Source organism: Paenibacillus sp. FSL P2-0173 (genome assembly GCF_038008045.1).
Taxonomy (GTDB): domain Bacteria; phylum Bacillota; class Bacilli; order Paenibacillales; family Paenibacillaceae; genus Paenibacillus; species Paenibacillus polymyxa_B.
Genome location: NZ_JBBOYK010000001.1, coordinates 402,311 through 416,895, shown reverse-complemented (window position 1 = coordinate 416,895; position 14,585 = coordinate 402,311). Strand labels below are relative to the sequence as shown.

Annotated in this window: 13 protein-coding genes; 12 read left to right on the top strand and 1 reads right to left on the bottom strand. The window is 43.3% G+C overall.

Going from position 1 to position 14,585, the window contains the following annotated elements:
- The first annotated feature begins 106 nt into the window (after positions 1–106).
- From MKX30_RS01610 to MKX30_RS01575, 8 genes are all read left to right on the top strand, one after another.
- Complete coding sequence (locus tag MKX30_RS01610; protein ID WP_053325550.1) at positions 107–910, top strand: MBL fold metallo-hydrolase; 804 nt, start codon at positions 107–109, stop codon at positions 908–910.
- A gap of 137 nt (positions 911–1,047) precedes the next feature.
- Positions 1,048–2,067 (top strand): aldose 1-epimerase, encoded by a 1,020-nt coding sequence (locus MKX30_RS01605; protein WP_028541645.1) that lies wholly within the window; start codon positions 1,048–1,050, stop codon positions 2,065–2,067.
- A gap of 154 nt (positions 2,068–2,221) precedes the next feature.
- Positions 2,222–2,923 carry a FadR/GntR family transcriptional regulator gene (locus MKX30_RS01600; RefSeq protein WP_053325549.1) on the top strand — a complete coding sequence of 234 codons (702 nt, stop codon included), beginning with the start codon at positions 2,222–2,224 and terminating at the stop codon, positions 2,921–2,923.
- A 102-nt stretch (positions 2,924–3,025) separates the two neighbouring features.
- Positions 3,026–4,573 carry a 2-isopropylmalate synthase gene (locus tag MKX30_RS01595; RefSeq protein ID WP_053325548.1) on the top strand — a complete coding sequence of 516 codons (1,548 nt, stop codon included), beginning with the start codon at positions 3,026–3,028 and terminating at the stop codon, positions 4,571–4,573.
- A 165-nt stretch (positions 4,574–4,738) separates the two neighbouring features.
- Positions 4,739–6,127 carry a class II fumarate hydratase gene (gene fumC / locus MKX30_RS01590; RefSeq protein WP_341062366.1) on the top strand — a complete coding sequence of 463 codons (1,389 nt, stop codon included), beginning with the start codon at positions 4,739–4,741 and terminating at the stop codon, positions 6,125–6,127.
- Between the two features lie 198 nt (positions 6,128–6,325).
- On the top strand, positions 6,326–7,792 hold the full coding sequence (locus MKX30_RS01585; RefSeq protein WP_341062364.1) for a potassium/proton antiporter: 1,467 nt from the start codon (positions 6,326–6,328) through the stop codon (positions 7,790–7,792).
- 221 nt (positions 7,793–8,013) lie between these two features.
- Positions 8,014–9,135, top strand: a complete 1,122-nt coding sequence (locus MKX30_RS01580; RefSeq protein WP_023988872.1) for a phosphodiester glycosidase family protein — start codon at positions 8,014–8,016, stop codon at positions 9,133–9,135.
- A gap of 38 nt (positions 9,136–9,173) precedes the next feature.
- Positions 9,174–10,187: a copper amine oxidase N-terminal domain-containing protein gene (locus MKX30_RS01575; protein WP_341062363.1), complete on the top strand. Its 1,014-nt coding sequence runs from the start codon at positions 9,174–9,176 to the stop codon at positions 10,185–10,187.
- A gap of 212 nt (positions 10,188–10,399) precedes the next feature.
- On the opposite strand, the gene MKX30_RS01570 is transcribed toward MKX30_RS01575, so the two are convergent.
- On the bottom strand, positions 10,400–10,963 hold the full coding sequence (locus MKX30_RS01570; protein WP_034095184.1) for a recombinase family protein: 564 nt from the start codon (positions 10,961–10,963) through the stop codon (positions 10,400–10,402).
- Between the two features lie 318 nt (positions 10,964–11,281).
- Between MKX30_RS01570 and MKX30_RS01565 the strand changes: the two genes are divergently transcribed.
- The 4 genes from MKX30_RS01565 (at position 11,282) to MKX30_RS01550 (ending at position 14,504) form a co-directional block, all read left to right on the top strand.
- Complete coding sequence (locus tag MKX30_RS01565) at positions 11,282–11,704, top strand: MarR family winged helix-turn-helix transcriptional regulator (protein ID WP_023988869.1); 423 nt, start codon at positions 11,282–11,284, stop codon at positions 11,702–11,704.
- 126 nt (positions 11,705–11,830) lie between these two features.
- Positions 11,831–12,859 (top strand): NADH:flavin oxidoreductase/NADH oxidase, encoded by a 1,029-nt coding sequence (locus MKX30_RS01560; RefSeq protein ID WP_341062361.1) that lies wholly within the window; start codon positions 11,831–11,833, stop codon positions 12,857–12,859.
- 44 nt (positions 12,860–12,903) lie between these two features.
- Positions 12,904–13,647, top strand: a complete 744-nt coding sequence (locus tag MKX30_RS01555) for an SDR family oxidoreductase (protein ID WP_023988867.1) — start codon at positions 12,904–12,906, stop codon at positions 13,645–13,647.
- Between the two features lie 221 nt (positions 13,648–13,868).
- Complete coding sequence (locus MKX30_RS01550; protein ID WP_071558682.1) at positions 13,869–14,504, top strand: NAD(P)H-binding protein; 636 nt, start codon at positions 13,869–13,871, stop codon at positions 14,502–14,504.
- The last annotated feature ends 81 nt before the right edge of the window (positions 14,505–14,585 follow it).

The following is a 14,585-nucleotide window of genomic DNA, read 5'->3' as shown; positions in this document are numbered from 1 at the left end:
GTGACAAGCGGATTATATTTAGCAGTGTCCGCATAATCTGCTGACATGGGGGAAGCCTAAAGGTCGATATTAACAGGAAATTCCATGTGAATAGGAGGGTGAAGCTTTGGCAAATCATCTGTTCACCGAAGGAATGACGGCAAATGAAGAGGCTGCTCCCGATCTCCTGAGCTTACGGACGCTGTTTGTAAATATGTGTTTTATTGGAGAGCCGGGAAGCCGCTCCTGGGTGCTGGTGGATACGGGGATGACAGGATTTACAGACTCGATTATACGCCTGGCAGAGGAACGGTTCGCTGGCCCTCCGATCGCTATTGTGCTTACACATGGTCATTTTGATCATGTAGGTTCGGTTATTGAGTTGGTACAGCATTGGGGTACACCTGTTTATGCACATCCTTTGGAATTACCTTATTTGACGGGAATGAAGGATTATCAAAAACCTGACCCTAGTGTAGGGGGAGGTTTAATGTCGGGCATTTCCTTCTTATACCCCAATGATGCTATAGATCTCGATGATCGCATCACATCCCTGCCCCAAGATGGCAGTGTCCCCGGTGCCCCTGGTTGGAAGTGGCTGCATACGCCAGGACATACACCTGGTCATGTATCGCTTTTTCATGAGCGAAGAAGGTTAATGGTGGCCGGTGACGCTTTTATTACGGTGAAACAGGAATCGGCACTGGCCGTTATTTTACAGGAAAAAGAAATACATGGACCTCCTGCGTATTTTACAACAGATTGGCAAGCTGCGCAGCGTTCGGTGGAAATGCTGGCCAAGTTAAAGCCTGAGATTGCAGTCACAGGACATGGTCATTACATGCGTGGTGCTGAGCTGACAGATCAGCTGGAGCGACTGGCGGGAGATTTTGAGCACATGGCTGTACCCAAACAGGGACGTTATGTGTAGTGATGTGTGAAGGACGATGCCTTGCGGGGCATCGTTTTTTGTGTGGACGTGGAATTTTTTTGCTCAGCATGGTATAGTCAAGCCAAAAGCTAAACGCTTTCATTAAACATCGTCATTTCATCAAGGAGGATTTTTTGATGACACAACAACATGCTGCAATTGGTGATCTTTATTATGGAATACCGGCGATTCGTCTTAAATTTGGACGATATGAAGCGGTTGCCCTGCCGGGAAACGGCGCAAATCTGATTTCTTTTCGTGACAATGAAACGGGATATTCTTTTCTGCGTGAGCCAGATGCTGAGAGCATAGAGGCTTTTAAGCAAAGCCCGTCCGTTTACGGAATTCCTTTCCTGTTCCCTCCGAATCGGTATGAGGATGGAAAATTCCTGTGGAATGGTGTTACATATGAGCTGCCGATAAATGAAGAGGCGACCCACAACCATTTGCACGGCTTTTTACACACTGTTCGGTGGGAGGTTGAGGACTACGGTTCCGGGGAGCAAGGTAGCTATGTGGTAATGAATCAGCATGTAAGGGAAGGACATCCCATGTTCCGCTATTTACCCTTCACCTTTACCATGAAGTTAACGTACAGCCTGGACGAATTTGGCCTGCATCAGCGTTATGTGATCCATAACGAGGGCGATCAACCGATCCCCAACTTATTTGCCTTTCACACAGCGATTCGCGTTCCGTTCGTACCCGATAGCTCGCCTGAGGATTACAAGATTAAGGTCACAATCGGTGAGCGTCGTGAGCTGACGGAACGGTTGTTGGCCACAGGTCAGTTCCAGCCTTTATCTCTGGAAGAGGAACTGCTGAAGACGACGGGAGTTAGTCCTTATTTTGCCTCTATGGATAATCATTACACGGCAGCTCCGCAAAATGGACGCAACTACATGGAACTGACACACAGTAAGACAGGGGCTACCCTCGTATACGATGTAGGTACAGCTTATAAGCATTGGATGATCTGGAATAACAAAGCGAACAAGGAATTCATCTGTCCTGAACCGCAAATGAACATGATCAATGCACCGAATCGTCCGGACCTACCAGCTGAGGAGATCGGATTGATTGCACTGGCTCCAGGCCATATTTTTGAGGCAACCAGCCGTTTGTATTGTATAACACCTAATAAATCGAAATCCTAGCATTTAATTTATCCTTATAAGCCTGTATCGTGTCCAACGGTGCAGGCTTTATTTGGGTATGTAAAGCACAGGTAAGGGACAATGGGGAAGGAGGACGAAAAAGGTTGCAGAATGCCAAGCAGTCATAGTATGATACGAAACAGGAGATGATCAGATGAATTTTCCTTTTCAAGCCGTCAAACGCAAGCAAATCGCCGATGAAGTAGCTGAACAGCTGCAACGAAAAATTGCTGCTGGTGAATGGAATGTGGGCACAAAGATTCCAACCGAGCCTGAGCTCATGAAGCTATTCGGAGTCGGGCGGTCTACAGTGCGTGAAGCGGTTAGCGTTCTGGTACATGCCGGTCTATTAGAGAAAAAGCAAGGACACGGAACTTTTGTCTGCCAACCGACGACTTCTCAAGAGCCATTGGATTACCGTCTAAGCCGTGCTGAAATTATTGAAGTTTATGAAGTACGGAGTGTATTGGAACTAGAGATTGCCAGATTGGCTGCATTACGTCGTAATGACGAGGATTTACACTTAATGCGTGCGGCGCTGGACCGTCGTGCTGCAACTTTGGCCGCTGGAGATTTGTCTGGGTACTTAGATGCGGATATCATTTTTCACTTGGCTGTTGCCGGAGCTACACGCAACAAGGTGCTTACAGACGTATATGGCAGCTTTGTAGAGGCCATTCGCAAGGCATTGAACAATCTCATTACCGATCCAGCGATGCAAAATCATTTTACTTTGCAGCATGAAAAAATATATGAAGCAATCCGGGATCAGGATGGCAAGGCTGCCGAGCTGTATAGCATTCAACATTTGGACGGCACCAAGCTGGAGCTGCAAAAGCATATGGGAAGTTCATAAATTTTTTTACTCTTAAACATCAGATGATCAGATGAATGATAAAACGGATTTTAAGTCTTCTACTCGAACATCTCCTAAAATCAATCCAAAGGTGGTATCTGTATGCGTAAAATATGGGTGTTGGACACAACGTTAAGAGATGGAGAGCAATCACCAGGAGTTAGCTTAACCAGCACAGAAAAGGTGGAAATTGCTCTTCAGCTGCAAAAGTTAGGCGTAGATCGGATTGAGACTGGCTTTCCAGCAACCTCGCCTGGTGAGATTATCAGCATGCAGGAGATTGCCAAACAGGTTACCCAAGCAACACTGGTTGGTTTTGCACGCTCGAAGGAACAGGATATTGATGCAGTCAGAGAGGCGCTACAAGGAGCTGAGGATGCCTGTCTTCATTTGTTCCTGGCTACCTCGCCCATTCACCGCCAACATAAGCTGCGAATGGATAAAGCGAAAGTATTAGAGACCGCTGCAGCTGCCATTCGTTATGGACGCAAGTATTTCAGCAAGGTAGAATTTTCAGCAGAGGACGCCAGTCGTACCGAGCTGGACTTTATTTGTGAGGTCGTGGATATGGCGATTCGTGCTGGAGCGACAGTCGTCAATTTACCGGATACGGTGGGATATGCCTCGCCGGACCAGTTCGGTGAAATGTTTAGAATTGTAAAACAACAAGTGCCCGGTATCGAAAAAATACAACTTAGCACACATTGTCATGATGATCTTGGTATGGCAACAGCTAACACGCTGGCGGCTATCCGTAATGGTGTAGACCAATTTGAAGGTACCATCAATGGCATCGGTGAGCGAGCCGGAAATACACCTATCGAGGAAGTTGCACTGGCCCTTGACACTAGAACCGAGCTCTATGGTGCACAAACGAGTCTGGTTTTGGAGGAGTTGTATGCCACCAGTCGCCTGGTGAGCAAACGTACGGGGATGTCGGTACCGGGAAACAAGGCCATTGTTGGAGCCAATGCGTTTGCGCACGAGTCTGGTATACATCAGGACGGAATGCTTAAAGAGCGTACAACGTATGAGATCGTGTCCCCTGAGCGTATTGGTCTGAAGACAAGTAAACTTGTATTGGGCAAGCACTCGGGTAGACATGCATTTAAAGAAAAACTGGCGGACATGGGGTTTGAAGCTTTGACGGAGGAACAGCTGCAAGAGGCGTTCCGCAAATTCAAGGACTTGACGGATAAGAAAAAACAGGTGTTGGATGAAGATTTGCTCGTCCTGATGGATGAAAGCCGCAATGCCTCGCCTCAAATTTACACACTGGATTCCATTCAGGTGTCCTATGGCAATCAGTCGGTTCCAGTCGCATCCATTCGGTTGAGTAAACAAGATGGGACAGCAATTGATGAAGTAGCAATGGGTAACGGTTCTGTAGATGCGATTTTCCATGCTATAGACAAGGCCAGTGGTGAAGAAGAGGTGGAGTTGGAGGATTATTCGATCCAATCTGTAACATATGGCAAAGATGCGTTGGGGGAAGTACACGCCATTTTGAGGCAAGGTGAGTACACAGCACTGGGAAGAGGCACAAGTACTGATATTTTGGAAGCTAGCGCCAAAGCTTACATCGATGCGCTGAACAAGCTACTGAGTAGAAAAGAAGTCCATGGCAAAAGAAATATCACCATTAGCTGAACTTAGTGACCCAGGATAGTAGCCGAAATCTCCTTTTGCCTCCTCTGGCCTCATCGTAAAAAAGCGCTTGCAAAATAAATGATAACATTTGAAATTTAATGTATAATAGGCAAGAGAGATCACCATATTTTGTCTGAATTACATAGGCCAAGAGGAGGAAATGAGTTGAACTACCGCATCGAAAAGGATACGTTGGGCGAAATCAAAGTACCGGCAGACCGTCTGTGGGGAGCGCAAACACAGCGCAGTAAGGAAAATTTCCCGATTGGTTCGGAGAAAATGCCATTAGAGGTCATACAGGCGTTCGCGGTGCTTAAAAAGAGCGCGGCGATCAGTAACTATAAGCTGGGTAAGCTATCACAGGAGAAGCAGGATGCCATTATTTATGCAGCAGACGAAATTCTCGCAGGGCGAGTTGATGACCATTTCCCATTGGTTGTATGGCAGACAGGGAGCGGTACGCAGTCCAATATGAATGTAAATGAAGTGATTGCTCATCTGGGAAGCCAATGGTTACAAGAGCAGGGAAAAGATACGAAGCTGCATCCCAATGACGATGTGAACATGTCGCAAAGCTCAAACGATACGTTTCCTACAGCGCTTCATGTAGCGGGTGTCATTGCAGTGGAGGATCGTTTGTTGCCTGCCATCGATAAGCTGAAAGAGACTTTTCAACAGAAGTCAGAGCAATTCAAGGATATTATAAAAATTGGACGAACCCATTTACAAGATGCGACACCGCTTACGCTGGGCCAGGAAATAAGCGGCTGGTATGCCATGCTGGACAAGAGCAAGCGAATTATCATCGACACGGTTCAATACATGAAGGAGCTGGCGATTGGCGGTACAGCGGTGGGGACAGGAATTAATGCTCATCCAGAGTTTGGCTCCCGAACCTCTGCGGAAATTTCCAGTTTCACTGGCAAAACGTTCACTTCCGCACCCAATAAATTTCATGCATTGACCAGCCACGATGAAGTGGTGGCCGTACATGGAGCAGTCAAAGCGCTCGCTGCCGATTTGATGAAAATCGCCAATGATGTTCGTTGGCTGGCAAGTGGTCCGCGTAGCGGTTTGGGGGAAATTACGATCCCTGCTAAAGAGCCAGGTAGCTCTATCATGCCCGGTAAGGTGAATCCGACCCAGAGCGAAGCACTGACGATGGTCGTTACTCAAGTAATGGGTAATGATGCAGCTATCGGCTTTGCTGCGAGTCAGGGTAATTTTGAACTGAACGTGTTTAAGCCAGTAATCATCTACAATTTTTTGCAGTCTGTTCAACTGCTGGCCGATTCCATGATTGCTTTTAATGACAACTGTGCGATCGGCATTGAGCCTGATCTCGTTAAAATTGAGCACAATTTGAATAATTCGCTGATGCTGGTGACGGCATTGAATCCACATATCGGATATGAAAATGCCGCTAAAATCGCCAAACTTGCACATGCAGAAGGACTGTCTCTAAAAGAAGCGGCACTCCGCAGCGGACTGTTGACTGAAGAACAGTTCGATCAATATGTTGTACCTGCGCATATGATTCATCCTAAAGCCTAAAGCACGACGATTGTCTCTGCTTAAGCCTTATAAAAAATATACAAACCAGCTCATCGAGTGCGATTTAGCACAGACCATGAGCTGGATTTTTTGTTTTCTCATATATTTTTTTACTTAAGATTAGTATTCTGTGTGATTTGAGGGTATATAGATAGAAGGCGAAAAATTGAACATCCATTTTCAAGATAGGAGAAGCGTATGGAACAGACAACCCTTATAAATTTGATTGTGCTTTTGCTGTCCAGCTTGCTGCTGGTCGGTGTGCTGACTACCAAATTTTCCAGCCGTTTCGGTATGCCTGCGCTTGTTTTGTTTATTGCCGTAGGTATGGTGCTTAGTCAGTTTATTTATTTTGATAATGCCTTTATCACACAGCTGGTGGGCATTCTCGCGCTCATTGTAATCTTGTTTGAAGGCGGGATGCAGACAAAGTTTGCAGACGTTAAGCCAGTTATTCGACCTGCGTTATCATTATCAACGTTAGGGGTCATCATTACGACCGTAGCCATTGGCGTATGCGCCAAGTTTATTTTAGGCGTAAGCTGGATGGAATCCATGCTGTTTGGCGCTATTGTCGGATCGACGGATGCGGCAGCCGTGTTTTCCGTTCTAGGAGGTAAAAACATCAAAAAACGAATTACCTCGACGCTCGAAGCGGAATCCGGCAGTAATGACCCGATGGCTGTATTTCTCACGGTAACATTGATTGAGCTGATACATCACCCTGAGCAATCCATTTGGATACATATCTTGTTGTTTTTATGGGAAATGGGTTTTGGTTTAGTCGTTGGTTTTGTACTTGGACGTATAGGTGTATATGCGATTAATAAAATGAATTTTGATTCATCCGGTTTGTATCCTGTAATGGCGCTGGCATTTGCAGTCTTGACGTATGCAGCGGCATCGTTACTGGAGGCAAGCGGATTGCTGGCGGTTTATGTCATGGCCATTGTCTTGGGAAATTCCGACTTGACCTACAAGCGATCCATTATTCATTTTAACAATGGTTTCGCCTGGATGGTGCAGATTATGATGTTTGTCCTGCTCGGCCTATTGGTCTTTCCTGATCAATTGCTGGGCATTGCGTGGCAAAGCTTGGCGCTCTCCTTCATCCTCATGCTCGTGGCTCGTCCAATAGGCGTGTTCCTAAGCTTGCTTTTTTCCAGGTACTCTGTGCGCGAGAAGACACTGTTATCCTGGGCAGGACTGCGGGGGGCGGTACCTATTGTACTAGCAACCTATCCTTTACTGGATGAGATGGATGTAGGACCCTTGTTTTTTAATGTTGTATTTTTCGTCGTGCTCACCTCTGCGATCATTCAAGGTACAACTATTTCGTGGCTAGCGGTGAAGCTTGGCTTGATGGACCCTAACGAAACATCGTCTCCTTCATTGCTGGAATTAGTTTCTCTGGGGAAAACCACTTCGGAAATCAACCACATTCAGGTACAAAAGGGGATGTCGATAGCGGGCAAAGCGATTCAGGATATACAGTTGCCTGAAGATATTTTATTCACAGCCATAATTCGGAACGAGCAAATTATTGCCCCTAGAGGCACTACTGTAATTGAACCGGGCGATACATTGTATGTGCTTAGTCCCAAACTCAAGCGACAGCAGATGAAAGAACTGTTCATGCTACTCGAACCAGAGGCTGCTCCGTAAAAAGCGTAGAGTACCCTTAATTACAGTCCTTCACATTCATGTGGAGGACTTTTTCCTGTGTTTTTTTCAGAGTGGATGAATCTGTTAAAAAATTGACACTATCATTCTACAAAATTAGTTTATGATATTGTCGTTAGATGTCGCTGCCTATCATTACGGATCATTTGATGGGCAATAGTGATGAATAAGATAGAAGTCACCAATAACAGGAGAGATGATAAATGAAACCGGAAGTCTTGCCACAGCGTGCAGCAGCTCGCAGGCAGAAAAATAGAAAAAAGAAACGAAAAGGAAAATTCGGTCGCTTTATACTGCGACTTTTTATTGTATTCCTGTTAGCAGGAATAGGGGGTGGTGCGTGGTTGTTCCTAACGTCATCTGGCAAGGACATGCGCTATTTGGCTGCCGATACGCTGATCACAACCCAACATCGTCACTGGGCGAAGTACTTTATCGGTGAAGCAGAGGCAAAAAAACGTGTGGCTGAATATTCGGCCCGTTTTGAAGCGATGGGTGAAGAGAAGGACAGACATACAATCAATCTACCCGATCTGATACCGACCAAAGTACAACAAACGCCGCTGGTTGAAGTGGAAGAGGTATCGGGCCGTAACTATCATGGCTATGTTATGACGGTGCATGACCCCACTAAAATCCGGCTCGGGGTTCCTTCCAAGGTCGGCCGGGGAGAAAGGGTATCTAGTATGGTCGAGCGTTTAGGGGCTGTTGCTGGCGTAAATGGCGGTGGCTTTGCCGATCCCAACTGGAATGGGAATGGTTTTAAACCGATTGGCGTTGTCATTTCCCAGGGTGAGATATACTACAATGATATGGGTAAAAATGCCTCTGTTCAAATCGTAGGTATTGATAAGCAGGGAAAAATGATAGCCGGTCACTATTCGTTGTCCGAGTTGTCCAAAATGAATGTGCAAGAAGCGGTTACTTTTCAACCACGCCTAATCGTGAATGGGAAAGGTCTGATTCGCAATGCAAGCGAGGGGTGGGGAATTGCTCCTCGTACCGCAATGGGGCAAAGAGCAGACGGGGCCATTATATTCGTGACCATCGACGGTCGTCAGCCTGGGTACAGTATTGGGGCCAACTTGTATGATATGCAAAATATTTTGCTTAAACACGGAGCGGTTATCGGTGCTAATCTGGATGGAGGTTCTTCAACGGTGCTAGTCAAGGATAATGCCATTGTGAACAAGCCTTCTTCTGAATACGGAGAGCGGTATTTGCCGACTGCGTTTCTCGTATTTGAGCATCCAGAGACCGTTAGTATCCCGAACATATGGGAAGGTCTGAATCCTGGAGACATTGACGCAGCCAAAAAGAGATAGATTAGGGATGAATAAGTTCATTAAGTGAACGGAGACTGATGATGAAGCTAAAACGAGCAGGATTTCAGCGATTGTTTGTCGCCTTGTTAAGGCTATCCTTACTCTTGACCACAATGCATCAAGCGGTTGCCGAAGCTGCTGAACGGGGTGCCATAGCGTCTCAATCAATGCAGTTCATAGATATTGTTATAAACGGACAGCCTATAGACAGCAAGGCTAAACCTCTATTGATCGACGGAAAGCTCATGGTTCCGCTTAAACCTTTAGCCGAAGCTGTAGGTGCAACCTACCACTGGGATGTCAAAAAGAAGCAGGTCACGCTACAAAAGTGGGCAGAACCCTTGGTTCTTAAGGAGCGATCACGTAAGAACCAGCAGCAACTTACCTTTGAAGTTGTAAGTAAAGAAGTATATATACCTCTGAGAGATGTTTCGCTTGATTTAGGTTATACGTTGGAGAAGACAAATGCACAGATTCAGATTCAGCCGCCGATTCACGGTAAACTAAAAGAACAAATATATGAGGGAGATCTCGTGGCAGCACGTGAAGCGTTAATCCGCATAAACAGAAGTTCTGTCCATCCTTATATAGAAGCACACCGTCCTAACACTGAGCTTCTGTCCAGTGTCTACATGTTCCCCCAAGGTGAAGCATTACGGTATTTTACAGTGAACGGGGATGTGCTGAGTCTGGTTGAAGTGAAGGACGGTTTTCCGATTGTCACCTATCAAGGGTATGTGGGAGCTCCCTTTGATAAAACATTTACAATGGAATACGACCCGCTGGGGCGTTTTTTGGAGAATAAAGCCAAAAATCAGTGGGGTACTTATCCGAAAATAAATAAGCCGCTGATCTACGAGTTTACTACAGGATGGGGAGACAGCAGCACTACTTATTATGGACGGATTACCACGCTAAATAAAGAAGAACTGCTGGGTACTACGGGTGATCCCGTAACTGGGCTCCCGGCTAATACCAAACAAATTATGAAAACCTTCAAGCTGCCGTGGGAATCGCGTACAGATGCCCCAGCAGGCGATGGAATAAGTTAAGAGCAGCAATAGTAAGGAAAATTTAAAAAGCGCGTATCGTTGAAGTAAAGATACTTCCCGGTACGCGCTTTTTTAGATGGAATTTGTACTTTTGTTGCTTCATGCTTGCTTAAGTATCTATTAGGCCTAGTCACAGGGTTGCTGTCATAGACCGCAAAGTAGCAGATAAGTGGAGAGATGATATGAGAAAACAGGAGCAAAGTGTATGCTCCTTATGTTGTTTCTAGGGTCCGCTTCTGAATAGCTCTGTATAAAGAACCTTGTGAAATACCAGTGCCTTCTATAATTTCTTTTACAGAGTATTCCTTACTGTCATACATTCGTAGGGCCAAGGCTATTTTATCCTTGTCGACTTTCGGTCTTCCAAGCTTTTTCCCACGCTTCTTACTTGCTTCCAATCCTTCTTTTACTCGTTCAGCGATGAGATTCCGTTCCAATTCAGCAATCACACACATCATTTGAAACATAGCCTTTCCTGTTGATGTTCGTGTGTCCATATTCTCTTTTAAGGAGACAAATTGTACTCCTATATCTTCAAATTCTTGAATGATACTTAAAATATCGAGCGTTTTACGACCCAGACGTGAAATACTCTCTACTACAACAATATCATTTGCCCTAATCACATTCATTAAATTCTGCAGACCTTGACGGTCTTTCACTGTACCAGTGAATTTTTCATCAATTATCTTTTCGCAGCCATATTCCTTTAGCATGCTAAGTTGTCTGTCTAGGTTCTGATCAATCGTGGAAACGCGGGCATGGTTTTTGGTAATGTAGTTGTAAAAAAAGAGATGTCGTATGTGCTTGAAGGTGATTAAATGACCTCTCAAACACGTTAGTTATTCAAGAAAAGGGCCAGATAATTGAATAACACTTGGTGGTTAAATTGGATATTTTACACATAGGTTGTTTTCTTTTGGATACCCATTTAGGTACCTAACATTCAGTAGTAGAAATTTGACTGTTTGCACTTCACTTTGGTAAAATTATATGTTAAAGAATTATTATGTAACATGGTTTAGATATCGTACCAGTTTGTGCATATATTCTGATTAGAACGCAATAATATAATGTAGAATAGGTGGAATATCATGAATACTAATCATGATTTTATGGATCATTGGTTAACCATAGACTCTATACAAAATAAAATAAAGAAAGAATTGGAGAATGTCCTGCAAGCGGAGTACAGCTTATCTTTAAAAGAATTCTACGTACTCTACTACCTTTCCAAAGCACCAGACAAAAAGCTCAGATTACAGCAATTGCAAGAGATGATCGGTTTAAGTCAGAGTGCGCTTTCTAGGCTAGTAGGTAATATGGAAGCGAACAGCTGTGGTGCATTAGAAAAGCATGTTTGTACAGATGACCGTAGAGGTTCCTATACTCGCCTAACTGACTTAGGTGAGAAGAAACTACAAAGAAGTTTAGTTTCTTTCCGAGAAATACTAAAATCATATCTCTCTACGGTTAATGTTGAAGGATTAATGAAACAGTTAATAGAAGAGTTATAAAAATTCCTAATCAGTCAAAGTACTCATTTTTCAGATGGAGTACTTTGACTTGACATGGAGAAAATTTAGCGTTAAATTATATGCATGTGTCATGCATTTAATTTAAATAAAAAGGAGTTTTTTATCATGGAACATTTATTTAGTTCTTATAAGATAAAAGGATTGGAGTTAAAAAACCGTATTGTGATGTCTCCAATGTGTCAATATTCGGTTGAAAATAAAGATGGGATCGCTACGGATTGGCATTACCTGCACTATGTAAATAGAGCGATCGGTGGAGCTGGATTTATTATGATTGAAATGACAGATGTTGAGCCTGATGGCCGTATTTCAGACTTTGACTTAGGATTATGGTCAGACGAGCAAATCCCTGCTTTAGCAAGAATTGTAGAAGCTTGCCACCGTTATGGAGCAAAAGTTGGTATTCAAATCGCTCACGCTGGACGTAAAGCAGAAGATGCTGCTGTGCCAGTTGCACCTTCTGCTATTCCATTTGATGAAAATTCAAAAACACCTAGAGCTCTTTCAACAGATGAAGTGAAAGAAATGGTAGAAAAGTTTCGCAAGGCCGTACAGCGCGCAGTAAAAGCAGGATTTGACACAATTGAAATCCATGGTGCTCATGGATATTTAATTCATCAATTCCACTCCCCTTTAACAAATAAAAGAAATGATGAGTATGGAAAGGATCTAACTAAGTTTGGCCGAGAAATTATTGAAGCAGCCAAAGCTGAGATACCAGAAGATATGCCGTTAATGATGCGTATATCTGCTAAAGAATATGTAGAAGGTGGATATGGAATTAACCAAAGTATAGAGTTTACAAAAGAATATCAAAAAGCAGGAGTAGATATCTTTGACATCTCTTCAGGTGGTGAAGGTCCTATTGCTGCTTGGGGAAAACCTGGTACGCATGCTGCTTATCAAGTACCACTAGCTCGAGAAATTAAAAAAGCTCTCAATGTTCCGGTCATTGCAGTTGGAAGATTGGATGCCCCTGCATTGGCAAACGCTGTTATCGGAAATGAGGAGGCAGACCTTGTAGCTGTTGGACGAGGAATGTTACGAAATCCTCATTGGGCATTAGAAGCTGCAGCTACATTAAAAAAAGAAACGACTGTGCCTACACAGTACGCAGATGGTTTTAGAAGATAAGTTGAAATGACAAAAGATAAAAACCTAAAGGAGGAGTATAAAAGATGTCATATATTCAAGACAAAGTAGTCATTATTACAGGATCTTCAAGTGGGATTGGAGAAGCAACAGCGATTCATCTTGCGAAGAATGGAGCTTCTGTCGTTCTAGCTGCCAGAAATGAAGAGAAACTAAAAAATCTAGCAGAGCGAATCAATAAAGAAGGGGGGAAGGCTTCTTACAAGGTGACAGATGTTACCGTCAAAGAAGACGTTCAATCTCTCGTAGACTTTACAGTAGATAAATTCGGAAGAGTTGATACGTTAATTAACAGTGCAGGGATGATGTTGTTCTCCATGTGGGATAACGCTCATGTAGACGAATGGGAAACGATGATTGACCTTAACGTAAAAGGTGTGCTGTATGGAGTAGCTGCGGTCCTACCTCATATGAAGAAACAAGGAAGTGGACAAATCATTAATGTAGGTTCTATTGCCGGTCATGCGATTGGTGAAGGTCATGGTGTGTATAGTTCTACGAAGTATGCAGTAAGAGCAATTACCGAAAGTCTACGTAAAGAGGTATCGGTCAAACATAATATTCAAGCTGTTTTAGTCTCACCAGGTGTCATTGCAACTAATTGGCAGGATACAGTGACAGATGAAGATGTAAAATCTGTACTGGGAGAATTAAATAAGGTAGCTATTGACGTAGACTATGTAGCTGAAACAATTGGATTTGTGGTTAATAAGCCTGCGAACGTCATGATTAATGATGTGATTGTCACACCTACAGCACAGGAATGGTAATGAGGTAATTTGAAAGAAAGACTTCTGATTACGAAAGAAAAGAGAGGTAATTTACCCCACTTGATTTTGTCTATAAGAATTAGACAATAAGTTTTTACACTTATAGTTTGTTTTAAATTGAATAGAGTAAAATAATATCAATATGGTCAGACCATGTTAATATCATTTTTATCACTATAAGATAAATACTCATTTAAATTCATTTTTGGGGAGGTTTTTTCATGAAGGTATTAGTAGTAGGAGCTAATGGTCGAGTAGGTTCACATCTTGTTGATAAACTAGTTGAGAACGGACATTTTGTTTACGCAGGAACTAGAAGGGATAACCTCACAAGCAGTTCGAACAATGTTCGCTATGTTCATATAGATTTATTAGCGAGCCCTGAAGCAATAGCTGAGAATATGTATGATGCAGAAGCTATTTTCTTTGTAGCTGGTTCTAAAGGAAAAGATTTATTGAAGATTGACTTAAATGGTGCTGTTAAAGTGATGCGCGCTGCTGAGCACAAGAAAATAAAAAGATTTATCATGCTTAGTTCAGTTTTTGCCCTAAATCAAGACAAGTGGAATCAGTCTTTTCTAAAAGATTTAACAAATTATAATATTGCTAAACATTTTGCTGATCATTGGCTAATTAATAATACCAAGCTAGACTATACAATATTACAGCCTGGTGTTTTAAAAGAGGAGCCTGGATCTGGAAAAATAGATGTCAATATTGATTATCCTGGTGAAAATTCTATAGAAAATGTAGTGGATACGTTAGTTCAGAGTTTGCAAGACCCTAATACCATCGAAAAAGTCATCACAATGAGCGATGGTAAAACTCCTATATCAGATGCTTTGCGGAATTTATAAGAATAGCTTTTATATGTGCTAATTAAATAAAACGAGCCTGGGTTAGAAAACTTTATTATCGTTAAACGGACTATTTATAAC

Excerpts from the sequence above, each read along its gene's own strand:
- MKX30_RS01575 (WP_341062363.1), top strand. The coding sequence starts at position 9,174 with ATGATGAAGCTAAAACGAGCAGGATTTCAGCGATTGTTTGTCGCCTTG.
- MKX30_RS01580 (WP_023988872.1), top strand. The coding sequence starts at position 8,014 with ATGAAACCGGAAGTCTTGCCACAGCGTGCAGCAGCTCGCAGGCAGAAA.
- MKX30_RS01595 (WP_053325548.1), top strand. The coding sequence starts at position 3,026 with ATGCGTAAAATATGGGTGTTGGACACAACGTTAAGAGATGGAGAGCAA.
- MKX30_RS01555 (WP_023988867.1), top strand. The coding sequence starts at position 12,904 with ATGTCATATATTCAAGACAAAGTAGTCATTATTACAGGATCTTCAAGT.
- MKX30_RS01600 (WP_053325549.1), top strand. The coding sequence starts at position 2,222 with ATGAATTTTCCTTTTCAAGCCGTCAAACGCAAGCAAATCGCCGATGAA.
- MKX30_RS01560 (WP_341062361.1), top strand. The coding sequence starts at position 11,831 with ATGGAACATTTATTTAGTTCTTATAAGATAAAAGGATTGGAGTTAAAA.
- MKX30_RS01585 (WP_341062364.1), top strand. The coding sequence starts at position 6,326 with ATGGAACAGACAACCCTTATAAATTTGATTGTGCTTTTGCTGTCCAGC.
- MKX30_RS01605 (WP_028541645.1), top strand. The coding sequence starts at position 1,048 with ATGACACAACAACATGCTGCAATTGGTGATCTTTATTATGGAATACCG.
- MKX30_RS01565 (WP_023988869.1), top strand. The coding sequence starts at position 11,282 with ATGAATACTAATCATGATTTTATGGATCATTGGTTAACCATAGACTCT.
- MKX30_RS01550 (WP_071558682.1), top strand. The coding sequence starts at position 13,869 with ATGAAGGTATTAGTAGTAGGAGCTAATGGTCGAGTAGGTTCACATCTT.